The sequence below is a fragment of the Burkholderia sp. WTPI3 genome (genome assembly GCF_021483755.1).
Lineage (GTDB): Bacteria > Pseudomonadota > Gammaproteobacteria > Burkholderiales > Burkholderiaceae > Burkholderia.
The window spans coordinates 50,819-68,729 of record NZ_JAGIXF010000026.1; the positions used below are offsets into that span (position 1 = coordinate 50,819).

The window sequence follows — 17,911 nt, forward strand, 5'->3', positions numbered from 1 at the left end:
CGCACATGCCGGCCCGCGAGGCCGGCATGTGCGTTTACGCGGGACGCTGCGCCCGCGTCAGATCAGTTCGAGCTTCGACGTCAGGTACGTGAGCTGGATCCGGTTCGCGACGCCGAAGCGTTTGCGCAGCTTGCGCAGGTGATAGTCGACGTTGTGCGCGCTGGTGTCGAGGCGTCGCCCGATTTCCTTGTCGGACGCGCCTTCCGCGATGCCGAGCAGCAGTTCCTGCTCGAACGGCGTGAGCCCGTTGACCGCGCGCGCGCGCGACGTCGCGATCATTTGCGGCGACGCGAACTTGTGCACCGACAGCCCGATCGACAGTGCCTGCTCGATCGTCGCCGGCGTGATCCATTCGCGCGTGCGACGCGGTGCGGTGAAGCTCATGAACGCATGCAGCCGCGTGCCGGGCACGGCCATCGAATACATGATGCCGCTGCACATGCCGTCGTCCTGCATCGTCTGCAGGAAGCCGTCGAGCGCGGCGGGCGCGACGCACCGGCCGGCGTCGCGTTTGCGCTCGCGATGTTCGCGGCGCAGTTGCTCCAGGTCCCACACGATCGGCATGTTGCATGCGCGGGCGTCGAGCGTGCGTGGATCGATGTCGTGGTGGTTGCGGCGCACGTAGTCGCCGCGATAGGTGGCGGGCGTGAATGCCTCGTGAAGATACAGACTCTCGACGCGCTCGCGCGCGAATTCGAGCGCGAAGTACGCAAACGTCGAGAAGCCCGTCAGATGCAGCAGACTCGCGACGATCCGGCTGCGCTCGGCGGTGCTCTGCGCATGGGCGAGCGTATCGGCGACGCCGAGCTTCGGCGCATTCGGTTGCGCGACGTCGCCGCGCTTCACGTCGTCGCACCAGACGACCTGTACCGGGCGCGCGCTCGATGCATCGGGGCACGCGGCCGCGCGCCGCAGCGAACGGGACAAGGTTGGGGCGACCGCTTCTTCATGCACTGCAATGTCGGACATGAGCCATCCTCGGAATCGACGCGCATCGCCTGACGGCGGCCGTATCGTGTACGGCGTTCGCGGCGGTGCGATCGAGCATCGTTGTGGTATGCGCCGATCGTCATCCCTGACGAAACGCGGGGGCATTGTACAAAAATGCCGGTGTGCACGTAATATGCCGTAATATTTGTCGCGGCGAAAGATTCATGTTCGCGCTCATACAAAGACGACCCGAAGTTATTCATAAAGAAAAGACCAGATCGTGACGGGGCAGGTTCACATATTGGGAAAGGGTGGGCTCCTCATGACGTACGCTGACGACGCGCCACGTGTCGAGTGGTTCTCGCAAGCCGAGATTGCGGCCGCTGCCGCTTATTCGAAAGAAATTCATCCGGCCGATCGCGATGTTTTTACCGGCGCGCAATTGATGCCCGGTAATTCCGACCTTGCTTCTGTCGATTTCGCTCAATGTCACGAGCGCTTGCGGCAAATCGGTTTCAGCACACTCGGTTACGGCGCATACGAGATGATCGGGCGGTGCATTCTGTGCGCGCATCTGCTGCGCGACCTCGCGCCCGCGACGTTCATGCAGCCGTACATCGACGGAATGCTGTACGAGAGCGACCCGCGCTTCGCGCAGGTGCGCCAGAGCGGCTTGCCGGTCGCGTGGCGGCTCGACGAGATCGCGGCGGCCGCGCACGGCAGCGGCGATCGCAAGGTGCTCGCGCTGGCCGGCCATCTGCGTGCGCACGCGATGAACAGCGGCGTGATCTTCAGTTTGTCCGCGCCACGGCTCGACCTGCGCGTCGCGGTGAACGTGACGTCGGAAACCCATGGCACCGAGTGGATCGACGATCGCGTGATCGGCGGTGCGCTGTCGGTGTGCCTCGCGGTGCATCGCGTCGCGCTGCCGTTTCTCGAGGCGCGCATCGCGCGCATGCGCGGCTTCGCGCTCGGCGACGAACAGCAGCAGGTGCTCGAGCGTCTCGTGCACGGGCTGTCCGACCAGGAGATCGCCAGCGCGCTGCGCACGTCGCTGCACAAGGTCGGTCACCATATCCGCTCGCTCGAAAAACTCTTCAACGTCCAGAATCGCGCGCAGCTCGCATATCTCGCCGCACGGCGTATGGAGTCCTGAATTCATCTGCGGATGTGCTGCGGCCACCGTGCGGGGTGCCGTGCGGGCGGAGCTTGCAGGAGACGATCGGGAGCGCGGTGCGGGGCAATCTTGCGCTGCCGGGCACGGTCAGGCAGGGCATCTGCATCGCGATGCGGCCGATCGCCGTGATGGTCGCGCTCGTGCTGCGCTCGGACGGGTTCGGCAGCGAGATGCTGCGCTTCGCGCAGCAGGCGCTGGCGCCTAGGTTCGTTTCTCCCACTTGAGTCCGGTGATGCGTCGCCCCGATCCGGCTGCACCCGCGGCGCCTGCAGCAGACCGCGTCGCGGTGCTTGACGGCGGTTTTTTTCGGTCCTGGGCGACATTCACCCATGAATTATTGCTGATTTATTTCTTCGTAATATGGCTCGACCGTCAGGCGGACGATCGGCCGCAAGGTTGCGCCCCGCGTGACGGAACAGGTCAACAGGGGCGGACAAATCAATGTGCGGAATCGACGGCTTTCTGAATAGCGTCGCCTTCGATGAGGAGACAGCGCGCGGCACGCTCGCGCGGATGACGACGAGCCTCGCGCATCGCGGGCCCGACGGGCAAGGCGTCTGGGTCGACCCGGACGCCGGCATTGCGCTCGGCCACCGGCGGCTCGCGATCGTCGATCTGTCGGTGCACGGCCGGCAGCCGATGGCTTCCGCGTGCGGCCGTTACGTCATGGTCTTCAACGGCGAAATCTACAACCATCGCGAATTGCGCGCGGAGCTCGAGCGCGCGGGTCGCGCACCGGCGTGGCGCGGCCGCTCCGACAGCGAGGTACTGATCGCGGCGATCGCCGCATGGGGTGTCGAGGCGACGCTGCGGCGCACGACCGGGATGTTCGCGTTGGCGCTGTGGAATCGCGCGTCGCGGGTGCTCACGCTCGCACGCGACCGGATCGGCGAGAAGCCGCTCTATTACGGCCGGGTCGGCGACGCGCTGGTGTTCGCGTCGGAGCTCAAGGCGCTGCGCGGCTATCCGGGTTTCGACGGCGAGATCGATCGCGATGCGCTGTGCCTGTATCTGCGTCAGTCGGGCGTGCCCGCGCCGCATACGATCTATCGCGGCATCAGCAAGCTGCCGCCGGGCACCTACATCCAGTTCGAGCATGCGCGCGACATGCCGCACGTGCGTGCGTACTGGACGCTCGAGCAGGCGATCGAAGCGGGGCGCGAGGCGCCGTTCGACGGCAGCGCCGACGATGCCGTCGGGCAGCTCGACGCGATCCTGCGGCAGGCGGTTGCACGGCAGATGGAAGCCGACGTGCCGCTCGGCGCGTTCCTGTCGGGCGGCGTCGACTCGTCGGCGATCGTCGCGCTGATGCAGGCGCAATCGGCGCATCCCGTCGACACGTTCACGATCGGCTTTCACGAGGCCGGCTACGACGAGGCCGGTTACGCGAAGGCGGTGGCGCGCCATCTCGGCACGCGGCACACCGAACTCTACGTGACGGCCGATCACGCGCTCGGCGTCGTGCCGAAGCTGCCGGCGATCTACGACGAACCGTTCGCCGACGCGTCGCAGATCCCGACCTTCCTCGTGTCGGAGCTGACGCGCCGGCACGTGAAGGTGAGCCTGTCCGGTGACGGCGGCGACGAACTGTTCGGCGGCTATACACGCTACTTCCTGACGCCGCGCCTGTGGCGCAAGCTGCATCGCGTGCCGGCGGCGGTGCGTGCGCGGATCGCCGCCGCGCTGCATGCGTTGCGCCCCGATCACGCGGACCAGCTCGCGGCGGTCGCGCAGGGCGCGTGGGGCGGCGTGGAGGCACGCGAATCGGCGACGCGCATCGGCGACCGGCTGCACAAGCTCGGCCACGTGATGACGGCCGAGAGCCGGATCGGCTTGTACCGGCTGCTGATGTCGTCGGTGCACCATCCGGAGCGCATCGCGCTCGCCGGCCAGGAGCCGCCGACGCCGCTCGATACGGTGTCCGCGTGGCCCGCGCACCTGAGCTTCGCCGAACAGGCGATGGCGATCGACACGCTCGCGTACCTGCCGACCGACATCCTCGCGAAGGTCGATCGCGCGGCAATGGCGGTGAGCCTCGAGACGCGCATGCCTTTCCTCGATCATCACGTCGTGGAATTCGCGTGGCGGCTGCCGGCGTCCGTGCGCTTGCCGGAAGGACAGTCGAAGGCGCTGCTGCGCCGGCTGCTGGACCGGTACGTGCCGTCGGCGCTCATCGACCGGCCGAAGCAGGGATTCTGCGCGCCCGTCGATCACTGGCTGCGCGGCGCGTTGCGCGACTGGGCCGAGGCGCTGCTGCAGCCGTCGCGGTTGCGCGACGAGGGGTTCTTCGACGCGCAGGCGATCGAGCGGCTGTGGCGGCAGCACCAGACGGGCCGGATGAACTGGCAGCACCCGCTGTGGACGGTGCTGATGTTCCAGGCGTGGCTCGACGCGCAGCGCGCCGGGTGAGGCGGGGCGCCGACAAAGGCGACCGCCGCCCGGAGGCGGCGGTCGTGTCGCGGCGCGGCAGGCACGCCGGGTCGCGATGCGCTGCACGGCGAGGCGCAGCGCTTCGGGGGGACCTTGCCGGCGCGCCGCGCAGCGGCGGCGCGCGGGTCGGCCGCTACGCGTTACGCGTAGTCGGCGGCCATCGCCGGCTGCGGCGCGGCACGCAGGATCGGCGCCGCGTCGTGGCGTTCGACGTGTGTCATGGCCGCACCGAACAGCACCAGCCGGTAGCCGACCGCGTAGATTGGGATGATCCGCAGGTTCTTGTCGTGATCGAGCTGCAGCTTCGAGCGGATGCGCGAGATATGGGTGTCGAGCGTGCGCGACGACACGCTGAGCTCGCGGCCCCAGACCGCTTCCTGGATCGCTTGCCGCGGCACGATCTTGTTCATGTTGTCGAGCAGGAATTCGACGACGTCGAATTCACGCGGGGTTACGTCGACGACTTGGTTGTCGATTTCGATCGTGCGGCGCACGAAGTTGATTTTTATGTCGTCGATGTACAGGTATTTGCAATCCATGTTGGCCCTCGCATGTCCGTAAAGGAGTGTTTGCGGGAACATATGAAGCAACTTTCGGACCAAGGATTTTCTGTCGGGAAGCGACGGTCGGCGGCGGTGGTGCGATCGGCCTGCCAGCCTTGAATTTAAAAGAATTTTTAACGCGGGAGGCGTGGCGGGAGTGGAAGGGTCGGAGCCGCATTGAAGGATTGTTACGTAGCGTGAAGCGGGAACGTTACGTGCGTTACGGGCGGCGTAACGTCGGAACGGGCGGCCCGTGACGCGAATCGGGCGGTGGCGCGGGAGGGGGCCGGCCGCGCGACGTCCCCGCCCCGCGGCCGGCCTTTCTCCCGCCATCAAGCCTTCGCGGTATCCGTCGCATCGAACGGCAGCACGTAATGCCGCTTGCCCGTCGCCGCGAAGATCGCATTGGCCACCGCCGGCCCGACCGGCGCGACGCCGGGCTCGCCGACGCCGGTCGGCGCCTCGGCCGACGGCACGATGTGCACCTCGACCTTCGGCATCTCCGCCATCCGCAGCACGTGGTAGCCGTCGAAGTTGCGCTGCTCGACCTGGCCGTCCTTCAGCGTGATCGCGCTGTGCAGCACCGCGCCGAGGCCGAAGCCGATCCCGCCTTCCATCTGCGCGGCGACGATGTCGGGATTGATCGCGATCCCGCAGTCGACCGCGCACACCACGCGTTCGACCTTCACCTTGCCGTCGGCGTCGACCGACACCTCGGCCACCTGCGCGACATGGCTCTTGAACGCCTCGGCGACCGCGATGCCGCGCCCGCGGCCTTTCGGCAGCGGCTTCGCCGGGTCCCAGCCGGCCTTCTGCGCGGCCAGGTCCAGCACCGCGCGCATGCGCGGCTCCTTCGCGAGCAGGTCGCGGCGGAACAGGTACGGATCCTTGCCGGCCGCGTGCGCGGCCTCGTCGACGAACGCCTCGACCGCGTAGGCCGTGTGCGAGCTGCCGACCACGCGCCACCACAGCACGGGCACGCCGACCTTGGTGGTGGTGAGTTCGACCGACACGTTCGGCACCGCGTACGGCAGGTTCGCCGCGCCCTCGACCGACGTCGCGTCGACCCCGTTCTTGACCATGAACGCCTCGAACGGCGTGCCGGCGAGGATCGACTGGCCGACGATCCGGTGGCGCCAGCCGACCAGCCGTCCGTCCGCGGTCAGCCCGGCGTCCATCTTGTGGAAGTACATCGGGCGATAGAAGCCGCCCTGGATGTCGTCCTCGCGCGTCCACTGCAGCTTGACCGGCTTGCCGTCCGCGCCGAGCGCCTTCGCGATCGACACGGCCTCGACCACGTAGTCCGACCACGCGTTCGCGCGCCGGCCGAAGCTGCCGCCCGCGTACAGCGTGTGGATCTGCACCTGCTCGGGCTTCAGGCCCGCGACCTTCGCCGCGTTGCCCTGGTCGACTGTCTGGAACTGGTCGCCGGCCCAGATTTCGCAACTGTCGGCGCTCAGCTTGACCACCGCGTCGAGCGGCTCCATCGGCGCGTGCGCGAGATACGGGAATTCGTACGTCGCGCTGATCTTGCGCGCGGCGCCGGCGATTGCCGCGTCGGCATCGCCATCCTTGCGCGCCGACGCGCCTGGCTTTGCGGCGAGCTGCCGGTATTCGCGCATGATCTCGTCCGAGCCGCGCTTTTCGGCGTTCGTTTCGTCCCAGTCGACCTTCAGCGCGTCGCGTCCCTGTTTGGCGGCCCAGAAGCCGGTCGCGACGACCGCGATGCCGCCCGGCACCTGCACGACCGACACCACGCCCGGCACGGCCTTCGCGGCCGTCGCATCGAACGACCTGACCGTCGCGCCGAAGCGCGGCGGGCGCTGCAGCAACGCGACGCGCATCCCGGGGAAGGCGGTGTCGAGCGTGAAGTGCGCGGTGCCGTTCGATTTTGCCGATGCGTCGACGCGCGGAATGCGATGGCCGATCAGCCTGAAATCGGCCGGTTGCTTCAGCACGACCTTCTCGGGCACCGGCAGTTTCGACGCGTCGGCCACGAGCGTGCCGTATGCGGCCGTCTTGCCGCTTTTCGCGTGCGTGACGACGCCGTCGGCGGTGCTCAGCTCGCTCGCCGGTACTTTCCAGCGCGCGGCGGCGGCCGACACCAGCATCGCGCGCGCCTTGCCGCCCGCTTCGCGCAGTTGTTGCCACGAGTTCGACATGGCCGAGCTGCCGCCCGTGCCCTGCATCGTGCCGAACGCGAGGTTCGCGTAGCGCTTCGCATCGGCCGGTGCGCTTTCGACGCGCACGCTCGACCAGTCGGCGTCGAGTTCCTCGGCGACGATCGTCGCGATGCCCGTGTATGCGCCCTGGCCGAGTTCGACGTGTTTGGCGATCACGGTCACGGCGCCGTCGGGCGTGATGCGCAGGAACGCGTTCGGCGCGAAGTCGGCGGCGGGCGGCGTCGCGGCGAGCGCGCGGCGGCCGAGGCCGGCCCATTCGAAGCCGATCGTCAGGCTGACCGCGGCCGCGGCGCCCGCGGCTTTCAGGAACGTGCGACGCGACGGTCGCACCGAACCGGGATTGTCGAGTTCGATCGTCATGGTCAGGCTCCCAGCGTCGCGGCTGCGTCGTGGATCGCGGCCCGGATGCGGGCGTAGGTCGCGCAGCGGCAGATATTGCCGTTCATCGCGGCATCGATGTCCGCGTCGGTCGGTTTCGGGTTTTGCTCGAGCAGCGCGGTGGCCGACATGATCTGGCCGGACTGGCAGTAGCCGCACTGCGGCACCTGCAGCTTGACCCAGGCGGCCTGCACGGCGTGCGCGGGCTGGCTCTGCAGCCCTTCGATCGTCGTGACGTGCTTGCCAGCGATGCCGGCGAGCGGCAGCACGCACGAGCGCACGGCCTGGCCTTCGAGATGCACGGTGCACGCGCCGCACTGCGCCATGCCGCAGCCGAACTTCGTGCCGGTCAGCCCCGCGTGCTCGCGGATCGCCCAGAGGACGGGCATCGACGGATCGGCGTCGAGCGTGACGCTCTTGCCGTTCAGGACAAACGTGGTGGGCATTTTTTGTCTCCGTGGGGAAAACCCGGCGTACGCCGGATCAGGTGGCAGTGTGCGCGAGCGCCCGATTTTTCCGTCTACCCAATCCTGCAAATTTATTGAACAATCCTGCAAATCCCCGGCGCGTCGCGGACCGTTTCGCTATGCTCCCGCGACACAGGGAAATGAATCGAGGATGGCGTCATGGACATGACCGATATCGCGGCGTCGCGCGAATCCGGGCGGCGCGAGCTGGCCTCGCTGATCGGCCGCTTCGCGCCGACGGACGGCTCACACTCGACGGCCGTGCCGGCGCTGCTGCTGCACCGGCACACGCATCCGGTCGATCTCGGCTGCGGCGTGTCGCGCGCCGCGCTCGTGATCGCCGCGCAGGGCGCGAAGCGCGTCATCGTCGCCGGCCAGGCTTACGAATACGATACGCAAAACTGCCTGATTACGTCGATCGACTTGCCGATCCTCTCGCGCGTGACGCAGGCATCGCCCGATGCGCCTTACCTTTGCCTGTCGCTGACGCTCGATCCGCAGCGCATCGTCGAGCTCGCGGCCGAGATGCGGCTGCCGGAGCCCGACGCGGGCCCCGAAGGCGAAGGCATCGCCCTTACCGAACTCACGCCGCCGCTGCTCGATGCCGCGCTGCGGCTGTTGCGGCTGCTGGACACGCCGGCCGACATTCCGGTGGTCGCACCGCTGATCGAAAAGGAGCTGCTGTACCGGCTGATGACGAGCGGGCAGGGCACGCGATTGCGGCACATGGCCGTCGCGGGCAGCCAGACGCACCGGATCGCGCGCGCGATCGAGTGGATCCGCGATCACTACGCGGAACCGATGCGCGTCGACACGCTCGCGCAGGCGGTCAACATGAGTGTGTCGTCGCTGCACCATCACTTCAAGCACGTGACGACGCTGAGCCCGTTGCAGTACCAGAAGCAGTTGCGGCTGCACGAGGCGCGGCGGCTGTTGCTGCGCCAGGGCGGCGACGTCGGGTCGGTGGCGGCGACCGTCGGTTACGAAAGCGCGTCGCAGTTCAGCCGCGAATACAGCCGGCTGTTCGGCGCGCCGCCGCTGCGCGACGTCGTGCACCTGCGCAGGAAGGAACTGCTCGGCACTTAGCGGCGCGGCGGCTCATTTCGCGATGACGCTCGTCTGCAGGAACGTCGGAGCGATCCGCCAGTCCGGCACATAGTTCGCCGGCCACGCGCCGGGCGTATCGACCGCGTTGAAATAGAACACGGCCGTGAGCAGCGGATAGCGCCACAACGACCGCTGGAATTCGTCGAGCTCCGCGCGTTTGCGCGCGTCCGACCCGTCGACGCCCAGCTCCGTGACCATCACCGGCAGCCCGTAGTCGGTCACCCGCGCGTACTTGGTCTTCAGGATGCCCGCCGCGGAGAACTGGCCGCCGGGCGGCCACACCGCGCAGCGCCGGCAGTCGAAAACGGACAGCCCGATGTCGTCCACGTAGCCGCGGCCGGGGAAATAGTCGTCGAGGTTGCGATTGCCGGCCGGCGACCACACGAAGCGGATCTGGTTGGTCACCATCCGGCATGCGGTCACGACGCGCCGATAGGCGTCGACGTACGCGGGCCCGTCGCCGTTCGCCCATGGATAGCGTCCGGTGTCGACATCCATCTCGTGGCCCCAGCGCACGAACACCGGGCCCTTGAGCGCGGCGAGCGCCGCGCAGGTCCCCGCGATGCGCGTGTCGTAGCGGCCGTGCGCGATGTCCTCGAGCAAGTCGCCGTGCCGTGTGTCGCCGCCGATCGCCCACGGTTCGATGGTCAACATCAGCGACCGGTTGCGGGCCTGCGCGGTGCGGTACGCGAGGTCGATTTCCGCGCCGAGGTCCGGTGCGTTCCACGACACGAACACGTGATCGAACGCGAGGTCCGGATCGTCCGCGAACGCATGGCCCGGGTCGTACGCGCCGAACTCCGGCTGCTTTACCGGTTGCCCCGGTGCGGGCGCGACCACCGCGGGCAGCCCCGAACGCCACATCATCGCCTGCCAGCCCTTCGGCGCGCGCAGCCCGATGCCCGTCAGCAGCATCGCAAGCGCGAACACGAACAGCGCGTTGCGCACGGGCAGGCGGCTGAAGAACATCTGCCGGAGCGCCGATGCGGTGCGCCCCTGTTCCCTGCCGTGATTGACGGTGACGATGCCGGCGATCACGAGGTACAGGATGCTCGTGAGCGTCGAGAACAGGTAGAAGCCGGCCGCGTTGTGCGGATTGTCGATCGCGACGACGGGCAGGCTGCAGAACAGCGAGATCAGCAGGTATGGCGACACGACGCGCAGCGGCGCGTCCTGTTCGATCGTGCCGCCCTTGGGCGTGACCTTGAATGCGAATTCCTTGCCGCGCAGGCAGTCCAGCACCGCCGATCCGCAGCCGAGCACGACCCACGGCCAGCGCGCGAACACGAACGACAGGCCTTCCCACGACAGCAGCTTCGTATCGAGCGGCCGGCACGACCGGGTCGTGCGCGTGACCCACGTGACGACGCAGAGGAGCAGCACGGTGAGCGGCAGCGCATAGGTCAGGTACGTGAGGTAGTCGACGTGCGCCCACACGCGCCCGGTGAGGAGCGCGACGACCGGAATCACGACGCTGCCGGCCATCGCGAGCGCGCACAGCGGATACCAGAGCTGGCAGAACAGGAACTGTATCTTCAGCTTCGGCGGCAGGCCCATGAAATAGTGGCGCGTGTAGCGCAGCATGATGATCATCACGCTCTTCGACCACTGGAATTCCTGCGTCGCGAGATCGGCGAAGGTGCGCGGCCCTTCGCCGTTCGCGATCGCGTTCAGCGCATGCATGCCGCGCCAGCCATTCGCGTTGAAGATCATCGTCGTCGAGTGATCCTCGGCCAGCTCGGGCCCGATCCCGCCGATCTCGCGCAGCGCGCGGCAGCGCACTGCGTAGTGCGAGCCGATGCAAAGCGGCGCGAGCCCGGCCGCGTAGCCGGCCTGCATCGTGCCGTGCAGCGGCCCCTCGACGTTGACGCGTCCGCGCGCGCTCCAGCTGGTGGCCGCGTTGCTGTCGCAGATGCTTGGCGCCGACACGTAGCCGACCTTCGGATCGAGAAACGGCCGCAGCATCTCCTCGAGATACGTATGGGTCGGCACGTGGTCCGCATCGAGCTGCGACACGAAATCGTAGTTGTCGTAGCCGTACTTATCGTAGAAGTACGCGAGATTGCCTTCCTTGCATTTCGTGCGGCGCGGCCAGCTCGTGCGGTGGTACTCGGCGATGCCGCGCCGCGTCGACACGCGCACGCCGTGTAGGGCGCACCATTCGAGCGTTTCCGGCGCGGGATCCTCGTCGGCCAGCCACGTGTCGTGCGGATAGCTCTGGTCGAGCATCGCGAGCAGCGTCGTGCGCACGATGTCGAACGGCTCGGACGGCGCCTTGGTGACCACCATCGCGACGCGCCAGTCGCGCGGCACCGCGAGTGCCGGGTTCGGCACGACCGCCGAGCGGATGATGAAGATGAAGTAACCGGGAATGAAGGTGGTCCAGAACAGCACGAAGCAGTTGACGCCGAAGCGGAACGCATCGACGTAGTGCTCGTCGCGCAGCCACCACTGCCAGAAGATCGCCAGCGCGCCGAACCAGCACAGCGCGAGGAGCTGGAACACCGTCTTCGTCTCGGCGTCCATCAGCGGGACGAGGAGGGGAGCTTCCGTGTGCGGGCTGTCGACGTGTTCTGCTTCGGTATCCAATGTTTCCCGGGCAGGGCCGCCGGCAAGCGACGCAACCAGATTCTTCATGGCGTTCTCCCGCAACGGTTGGGTAACGGTTACTTCGAGTCGACCATCTGGGTTGAAGCAAGGGGTGCCGCGGGCGCGTCCGCGGACGGGGTGCGCGGCGCGTTCGCACGGTCCGCGCTCGGATGTTCGCCGCACGAGCGGCCCACGCGTTCGTAGCGGCGAAAGCCGCTGTCGACCGCGAGCCGCTCGCTGAACAGGTTGCGCATGTCGAGCATCACGGGGTCGGCCATGTGGTCCGCGAGATCCGCGAGATCGAGCGCTTCGAACGCCTTCCATTCGGTCATCACGACGACCGCGTCCGCGCTGCGCACCGCGTCGACCGCCGAGCCTTCCATGAACACCTGCGGCAGCAGCCGCGACGCCTCGTGCGGGCGTGCCGGGTCGTAAGCGCGGATATGCGCGCCGGCGCCGACCAGCAGCTGGATCACGTCGATGCTCGGGCTTTCGCGCACGTCGTCGGTCTGGCCTTTGAAGGTCAGACCGAGCACGGCGATGCGCTTGCCCTTGATCGAACCGCCGCACGCCTTCTCGATGCGGTGGAGGATCTGTTCCTTGCGCAGCGCGTTCGATTCGATCGCCGCGCTGACGATGCGCAGCGGTACCGCGTATTCGGACGCCGTCGCCTTCAGCGCGCGCGTGTCCTTCGGGAAGCACGAGCCGCCCCAGCCGGGGCCGGCCTTCAGGAAGGACGCGCCGATGCGCCGGTCGAGGCCCATGCCGTTCGCGACCAGCTCGACGTCCGCGCCGACCGCTTCGCACAGGTCGGAGATTTCGTTGATGTAGCTGATCTTCACGGCTAGGAATGCATTCGCCGCGTACTTGACCAGCTCGGCCGTCTCGATCTCGGTGGCGAGCACGAGATGGCCCATCGCCTCGAGCGGCGCGTAGATCGTCTTCATGATCTCGATCGCGCGCGGATGCTCGGCGCCGAACACGATGCGATCCGGATGCATGAAATCGTCGAGCGCTGATCCTTCGCGAAGGAATTCCGGATTCGACGCGATCGCCGCTTCGATACCGGCGGGGGCGTGATGCTCGACGATGTGTTCGATGACCCGGTTGGTGCCGACGGGGACCGTCGACTTCGTGACGACGACCGTGAACCCGTTCAGGTTCGAGGCGATTTCCCGTGCGGCCGCCTCGACGTACCGTAAGTCCGCGCGGTCGGTGCCCGGCAGCGTCGGCGTGCCGACCGCGATGAACACCGCGTCGCGGTCGCGCACGCTCGCCGCCAGGTCGCTGCTGAAGCGCAGCGTGCCGCGTTCGACGTTGCGTGCGACCACGGCGTCGAGGCCCGGCTCGTAGATCGGCATGCAGCCGTCGTTGAGCGCGTCGATCTTGCCGCGATTGTTGTCGATGCACACGACGTCATGCCCGAGATCCGCAAAGCAGGCGCCGCTGACGAGCCCGACGTAGCCGGTGCCGACGATGGCAATCCGCACATTCATGGTGATTCCCCTGCGTGGGTTTGTCTGATGCCTGCGTGACTATCGGATGGCTTCGCGATGCCGTTCCTTCTGAAACCACCGTGCTGCGTGTTCGACCATCTGTTCGATTGCGATGAAGCGCGGCCGCCAGCCGAGCACGAGCCCGGCCTTCGTCGCGTCCGCATACAGCGCGGGCGGGTCGCCCGGGCGGCGCGCGGCGATCACCGTCGGCACCGCGCGTCCGGTTGCCGCTTCGACGGCGCGAACCGCTTCGAGCACCGACGTGCCGGTGCCGGTGCCGAGATTCAGCGCGACGCTGTCGCCTCCGCCGCACAGGTGCGCGGTGGCCCTCACGTGCGCGTCCGCCAGGTCGCTTACGTGGATGTAGTCGCGAATCGCCGAACCGTCGGGTGTCGGGTAGTCGGTGCCCATCACGCGAAATACGCTGCCGGTGCCGAGCGCCGCACGGATCGCGAGCGGCAGCGCATGCGTTTCCGGGTCGTGGTTCTCGCCGATCGTGCCGTCCGGGTCCGCGCCCGCCGCGTTGAAGTAGCGCAGCGCGACCCACTTCAGCCCGTACGCACGCTCGAAATCCGCGGCCATCCGTTCCATCGCATACTTGCTGAAGCCGTACGGGTTGATCGGCTGCTGCGGCGTGCGCTCCGAGATCGGCAGCGTGTCCGGGATGCCGTAGGTCGCGCACGACGACGACATCACGAGCCGGTTCACGCCGGCCTCGCGCATCGCGCCGAGCAGCGTGCAGGTGCCCGTCACGTTCACCGTGTAGTAGCGCTCGGGAAGCAGCACCGATTCGCCGACGTAGGCGAGCGCGGCGAAATGGATCACTACCTCGGGCCGGTACCGGGCCATCGCGATCGCGAGCGCGTCGCGGTCGAGGATGTCGGCCACGACGAGCGGTCCCCATTGGACCGCGTCGCGATGGCCGGTCGACAGGTTGTCGTAGGCGACCGGCTCGTGCCCTGCCTAGAGTGAGCGCCTGCACGTATGGCTGCCGATAGCCTGCGCCGCCTGTCACGAGCACGTTCATGCGATGGCTCCGGTCATGCGCAGCACCGGCTCGAGCCACAGTTCGCGGCTGAAGTAGTCGACGGTGCGGCGCAGCCCCTCGTCGAGATCGACGTCCGGGTGCCAGTCGAGCTCGGTGGCGGCGACGGCGATGTCGGGCTTGCGCTGGTGCGGATCGTCGATCGGCAGCGGACGGAACACGATTTCGGACGACGAGCCGGTTATCTCCAGCACTTTCTCCGCGAGCTCGATCATCGTGAATTCGCCGGGATTGCCGAGATTGACCGGCGTGCCGACATTGCGCGCGGCGCCCATCAGCGAGAAGAAGCCGTCGATCAGGTCGCTGACGAAGCAGAACGAGCGTGTCTGCTTGCCGTCGCCGTAGATCTCGAGCGGTTCGCCGTTCAGCGCGCCGACGATGAAGTTCGACACGACGCGGCCGTCGCGCGGCGACATCCGCGGGCCGTACGTGTTGAAGATGCGTGCGACGCGCACGTCGATGCCGTGTGCGCGATAGTAGTCGTAGCACAGCGCCTCGGCGGCGCGTTTGCCTTCGTCGTAGCACGCGCGCGGGCCGATCGTGTTCACGTTGCCGCGATAGGTCTCGATCTGCGGATGCACGCCGGGGTCGCCGTAGATCTCGCTCGTCGACGCCTGGAACACCCGTGCGCCCGTCTTGCGCGCGAGCGCGAGACAGTGGTTCATGCCGAGCACGTTGGTCATCATCGTGTGGACGGGATCGATCTGATACGTCGGCGGCGAAGCGGCACACGCGAGATTCCAGATCTCGTCCACCTGCAGTTGCGGCAGGCCGAGCGACACGTCGCCCTTCACGAACTCGAAGCGGCCCGACGCCTTCAGGTCGGCGATGTTGAGCTTGCGCCCGGTCAGCAGGTTGTCGACGCACGTGACGCTTGCGCCTTCCATCACGAGGCGTTCGCAGACATAGCTGCCGAGAAAGCCGGCGCCGCCCGTTACGAGCACGCGCTGACCGACGCGCGTTTCGATCGAAACCCGGTCATTCATGGTCCTCTCCGTCGTCGAGCATCGTCGGCAGCGCGAGATCGAGGTGTGTGAAGAGCGCACGAACGGGCGCCATCGCGTTGTGCGGGCATTGAGTCGGCGCACGCCGGCCCATGTAGGCGGAGTTCGCCGAAGTGCCGTGACCGGCACTCCGGTTTCGCTGATTGCCACGCTGATGCCTGAGCGACGCGAACGCCGCTCGATCGCTGGTGAGCTTCATTGCCTTACCCCGGATGGCTTATTGACGATGCCGCCGCCGCCCGCCTTCTTCGGGGCGTGACGTGCGGCTCGCCAGGATCGGATATCAGGCAATCGGCATGCCAGGGACGCTGGCTGAACGCGTCGTCCCGGCATTGCGTCCGCGCGGCCGCGCGGCATGCGCATTTCTGTTTCAGACGTGAATCGTCGGGACAGTTCGATGCGCCTGGAGATGGTCGCCGCGACACGGATCGATCACACGAAATGCACGGCAGATCCTGCTGCGACGGATGTTCAGCGGTCGATCGGACGTTGGAATGCGCATGTTGCAGCAATGAGATTGACGTTGGTCGTCGATTAAAAAATGTATCGTCCGTGAACTGTGTCCCGATCGATTCGATATAAAAATAATCATCGAAAAGGCGTTTTTTATTGAAAGAAAGTGAATTGAATGGGATGGAATGGATGGATAAGGAAACTGCAATAGATGGTAATGAGGGCGCGTCGATGGTTTATCTCGGGTGCTGGGTCGGGGTGGCGGCCGTGCTGGCGCAGTGCGAATGGATTTGTTTTTTCGCCGGCTTCGTCTTCCATGCGACATGTCGCTCGCGGGCGAGTCTGGCGGTATTTTCACGGATGAATCAATTGCGTTCGGGTTCTGAGGCAGCGCGTATCGTGTAAACGTATCGATGCCCGTCGCGCCGGGCCTCCGGAACTGCGGGTTGTGCACTTCGATTTACTGCTGTCCGGGCGATCCGGGGCCGCCGCGGCCGTTTCGCGACAGCCGTGCAGGGCGCTGCCTCGAACGCACGGCGGCGCGTTTCTCAAGTTTGAAACACCCGTTCGCGGACCCGTTCCAGGCCCGGCTGCATGCCGCATTCGTCCGTCTATTGCCGGGATTGCTTCGTGGCGTTCAATGATCGCGGAGCGTTCCCGACGGTTGTCGCGATACATTCCTGAAACAAAAAGTGCGATTTATGACGCTGCGTTTCGCGGTCGTTGTAGCGCATCGTGCGCAACGGTCGGTGGAATAACGCATGGCATGCTGCTTGCGACATTCGGGGCATCGGCGGGCGGTCGACATCACGTAACAAAGATGTGGGGCGGCCAACTCGTCAATAAGCCAGTCGGGGAAACGGCGATGAAGACCATAAGCAGCAGCTTGATCCGCGCGTTCTTGGCGCAACAGTGGGGTAGTCGGACAAATAGGGGTATCGCTCGCGACGCAGTGCCAGCTTCGCGGGTTACACCTTGCCGGTTTCATGGTCTCCGCGCGGTGCACGCGCTGGAGCGCCTTTCGCTGCGGACGACGACCGGCCGACAGCGACGCTCGCCTTCATTCAGTTCACCCGGCTGGACCATGCTGTTCGTGCCGAACAGCTTGACGCCGATTCGTCTTCGACCATGCAGGGCCGCTTCGATTGCGTCGGACCAATGCCGGCGCTGGCTGGATTAGCTCGAATGCCCTCGGCCGGATTGCCAGGAAGACCTTTGATCGGTTTCTCAGGGAGATGCGATGCCATCTGACCGTGAAGCAGCCCCGTTATCGCTGTAATAAGGCAGATATTGCCGGCGGCCCTGTGTTTGCGGTAGATAATTATATTCACGCATTTTCGATCGCTGAAACGGGATGCCATGTGCCGGCATGCCGCTGGCAGGGTGTCGAATAAAATAATCCGGTATATCGAATTAGTTAATCCGGATTTTGTGAATGTGTTGACTTTTGGTAATCGCGGAGTATTGCGGGTATTATCGAAAACACCTACAAGAAATTTCGGAAAACTAAGAAATAAGAACTACACTTCGCTTGGCAAAAATTATGAAGCGGAGAATTCGAATCGATGCTTCGTAATTAGATGGTGGTCCTAATTTATTGGGATTGCTCAAGGCGGGAGGGTTGAAGGCGTGCAACCTTCCTCGCTTATTCCGTCCACGCCGTTATGGAGTCGACCATGAAGAAGCTTCTGATTGCAGCAGCAGTTCTGGCCGTTTCGGGTGCAGCGTTCGCAGGTGGCGGCACGGTGTCGAGCAGCAGCTCGTCGAGCGGTGGTGCGACGTCGGCCGGCGTCGTCGGGTTCGGTCACTTCACTGCGACCGATTCGGGCTCGGCACTCGGCGCAGCTGGCGCAGTTGCCGGCGGCCCGGGCAGCGGTTCGATCTCGTACACGAGCCACACCCAAACCTCGTCGGTTGGCGGCTTCGGGTTCGGCGGCTCGCAAGCTGGCGGCAGCAGCGGCGCGAACGCCGGCTCGATCGGCTGGACGACGTATCACCACTAAGCCGCGGCGCGTAGCGTTCGTCATTGGCTGGCGGTGCGGATGCCGGGCGGCGTCTGGTTGAGGCGGGCCCGGCACCGGACTGCTGAACTTCATCACAGCAAGGAATT

14 protein-coding genes and 1 pseudogene are annotated in these 17,911 nt (G+C 66.3%); 7 read left to right on the top strand and 8 right to left on the bottom strand.

Annotated features, from left to right (window positions below):
* Positions 1-57: 57 nt before the first annotated feature.
* Positions 58-969: a helix-turn-helix transcriptional regulator gene (locus J7024_RS16575; RefSeq protein WP_234745308.1), complete on the bottom strand. Its 912-nt coding sequence runs from the start codon at positions 967-969 to the stop codon at positions 58-60.
* A gap of 283 nt (positions 970-1,252) precedes the next feature.
* Here J7024_RS16575 and J7024_RS16580 point away from each other — a divergent pair, with 283 nt between their 5' ends.
* The 3 genes and pseudogenes from J7024_RS16580 to asnB all read left to right on the top strand — a co-directional run bounded on the left by J7024_RS16580 (position 1,253) and on the right by asnB (position 4,516).
* Positions 1,253-2,086 carry a helix-turn-helix transcriptional regulator gene (locus tag J7024_RS16580; RefSeq protein ID WP_234745309.1) on the top strand — a complete coding sequence of 278 codons (834 nt, stop codon included), beginning with the start codon at positions 1,253-1,255 and terminating at the stop codon, positions 2,084-2,086.
* A 119-nt stretch (positions 2,087-2,205) separates the two neighbouring features.
* A pseudogene (locus J7024_RS16585) lies at positions 2,206-2,331 on the top strand (EscS/YscS/HrcS family type III secretion system export apparatus protein); the annotation flags it as partial.
* 217 nt (positions 2,332-2,548) lie between these two features.
* The gene (asnB, locus tag J7024_RS16590; protein ID WP_124830595.1) at positions 2,549-4,516 is read left to right on the top strand and encodes an asparagine synthase (glutamine-hydrolyzing); all 1,968 of its coding nucleotides are present in this window, start codon (positions 2,549-2,551) and stop codon (positions 4,514-4,516) included.
* 161 nt (positions 4,517-4,677) lie between these two features.
* On the opposite strand, the gene J7024_RS16595 is transcribed toward asnB, so the two are convergent.
* From J7024_RS16595 to J7024_RS16605, 3 genes are all read right to left on the bottom strand, one after another.
* The gene (locus tag J7024_RS16595; RefSeq protein WP_124830596.1) at positions 4,678-5,076 is read right to left on the bottom strand and encodes a winged helix-turn-helix domain-containing protein; all 399 of its coding nucleotides are present in this window, start codon (positions 5,074-5,076) and stop codon (positions 4,678-4,680) included.
* 335 nt (positions 5,077-5,411) lie between these two features.
* Positions 5,412-7,622 carry a xanthine dehydrogenase family protein molybdopterin-binding subunit gene (locus J7024_RS16600; protein ID WP_175762131.1) on the bottom strand — a complete coding sequence of 737 codons (2,211 nt, stop codon included), beginning with the start codon at positions 7,620-7,622 and terminating at the stop codon, positions 5,412-5,414.
* A gap of 2 nt (positions 7,623-7,624) precedes the next feature.
* On the bottom strand, positions 7,625-8,086 hold the full coding sequence (locus tag J7024_RS16605) for a (2Fe-2S)-binding protein (protein WP_124830598.1): 462 nt from the start codon (positions 8,084-8,086) through the stop codon (positions 7,625-7,627).
* A 180-nt stretch (positions 8,087-8,266) separates the two neighbouring features.
* Between J7024_RS16605 and J7024_RS16610 the strand changes: the two genes are divergently transcribed.
* Complete coding sequence (locus J7024_RS16610) at positions 8,267-9,193, top strand: AraC family transcriptional regulator (protein ID WP_124830599.1); 927 nt, start codon at positions 8,267-8,269, stop codon at positions 9,191-9,193.
* A 12-nt stretch (positions 9,194-9,205) separates the two neighbouring features.
* Here the strand turns inward: J7024_RS16610 and J7024_RS16615 are convergent, their stop codons facing one another.
* The 4 genes from J7024_RS16615 to J7024_RS16630 form a co-directional block, all read right to left on the bottom strand.
* A complete protein-coding gene (locus tag J7024_RS16615; RefSeq protein WP_124830600.1) occupies positions 9,206-11,851 on the bottom strand; it encodes a glycosyltransferase in 2,646 nt (881 codons plus the stop codon).
* A 29-nt stretch (positions 11,852-11,880) separates the two neighbouring features.
* Positions 11,881-13,299, bottom strand: a complete 1,419-nt coding sequence (locus J7024_RS16620) for a UDP-glucose dehydrogenase family protein (protein ID WP_233410029.1) — start codon at positions 13,297-13,299, stop codon at positions 11,881-11,883.
* A gap of 39 nt (positions 13,300-13,338) precedes the next feature.
* Positions 13,339-14,232, bottom strand: a complete 894-nt coding sequence (galE, locus tag J7024_RS16625) for a UDP-glucose 4-epimerase GalE (protein ID WP_234745313.1) — start codon at positions 14,230-14,232, stop codon at positions 13,339-13,341.
* 90 nt (positions 14,233-14,322) lie between these two features.
* Positions 14,323-15,330 (bottom strand): UDP-glucuronic acid decarboxylase family protein, encoded by a 1,008-nt coding sequence (locus tag J7024_RS16630; RefSeq protein ID WP_124830602.1) that lies wholly within the window; start codon positions 15,328-15,330, stop codon positions 14,323-14,325.
* Between J7024_RS16630 and J7024_RS16635 the strand changes: the two genes are divergently transcribed.
* From J7024_RS16635 to J7024_RS16645, 3 genes are all read left to right on the top strand, one after another.
* Positions 15,329-15,607, top strand: coding sequence for a hypothetical protein (locus J7024_RS16635; RefSeq protein WP_124830603.1), 279 nt, complete (start codon positions 15,329-15,331; stop codon positions 15,605-15,607). The genes J7024_RS16630 and J7024_RS16635 overlap by 2 nt on opposite strands.
* A gap of 350 nt (positions 15,608-15,957) precedes the next feature.
* Positions 15,958-16,206, top strand: coding sequence for a hypothetical protein (locus J7024_RS16640; protein WP_124897777.1), 249 nt, complete (start codon positions 15,958-15,960; stop codon positions 16,204-16,206).
* 1,271 nt (positions 16,207-17,477) lie between these two features.
* Complete coding sequence (locus J7024_RS16645; protein ID WP_124830606.1) at positions 17,478-17,804, top strand: hypothetical protein; 327 nt, start codon at positions 17,478-17,480, stop codon at positions 17,802-17,804.
* Positions 17,805-17,911 lie beyond the last annotated feature (107 nt).

Excerpts from the sequence above, each read along its gene's own strand:
- J7024_RS16575 (WP_234745308.1), bottom strand. The coding sequence starts at position 969 with ATGTCCGACATTGCAGTGCATGAAGAAGCGGTCGCCCCAACCTTGTCC.
- J7024_RS16580 (WP_234745309.1), top strand. The coding sequence starts at position 1,253 with ATGACGTACGCTGACGACGCGCCACGTGTCGAGTGGTTCTCGCAAGCC.
- asnB (WP_124830595.1), top strand. The coding sequence starts at position 2,549 with ATGTGCGGAATCGACGGCTTTCTGAATAGCGTCGCCTTCGATGAGGAG.
- J7024_RS16595 (WP_124830596.1), bottom strand. The coding sequence starts at position 5,076 with ATGGATTGCAAATACCTGTACATCGACGACATAAAAATCAACTTCGTG.
- J7024_RS16600 (WP_175762131.1), bottom strand. The coding sequence starts at position 7,622 with ATGACGATCGAACTCGACAATCCCGGTTCGGTGCGACCGTCGCGTCGC.
- J7024_RS16605 (WP_124830598.1), bottom strand. The coding sequence starts at position 8,086 with ATGCCCACCACGTTTGTCCTGAACGGCAAGAGCGTCACGCTCGACGCC.
- J7024_RS16610 (WP_124830599.1), top strand. The coding sequence starts at position 8,267 with ATGGACATGACCGATATCGCGGCGTCGCGCGAATCCGGGCGGCGCGAG.
- J7024_RS16615 (WP_124830600.1), bottom strand. The coding sequence starts at position 11,851 with ATGAAGAATCTGGTTGCGTCGCTTGCCGGCGGCCCTGCCCGGGAAACA.
- J7024_RS16620 (WP_233410029.1), bottom strand. The coding sequence starts at position 13,299 with ATGAATGTGCGGATTGCCATCGTCGGCACCGGCTACGTCGGGCTCGTC.
- J7024_RS16635 (WP_124830603.1), top strand. The coding sequence starts at position 15,329 with ATGGTCCTCTCCGTCGTCGAGCATCGTCGGCAGCGCGAGATCGAGGTG.
- J7024_RS16630 (WP_124830602.1), bottom strand. The coding sequence starts at position 15,330 with ATGAATGACCGGGTTTCGATCGAAACGCGCGTCGGTCAGCGCGTGCTC.
- J7024_RS16645 (WP_124830606.1), top strand. The coding sequence starts at position 17,478 with ATGAAGAAGCTTCTGATTGCAGCAGCAGTTCTGGCCGTTTCGGGTGCA.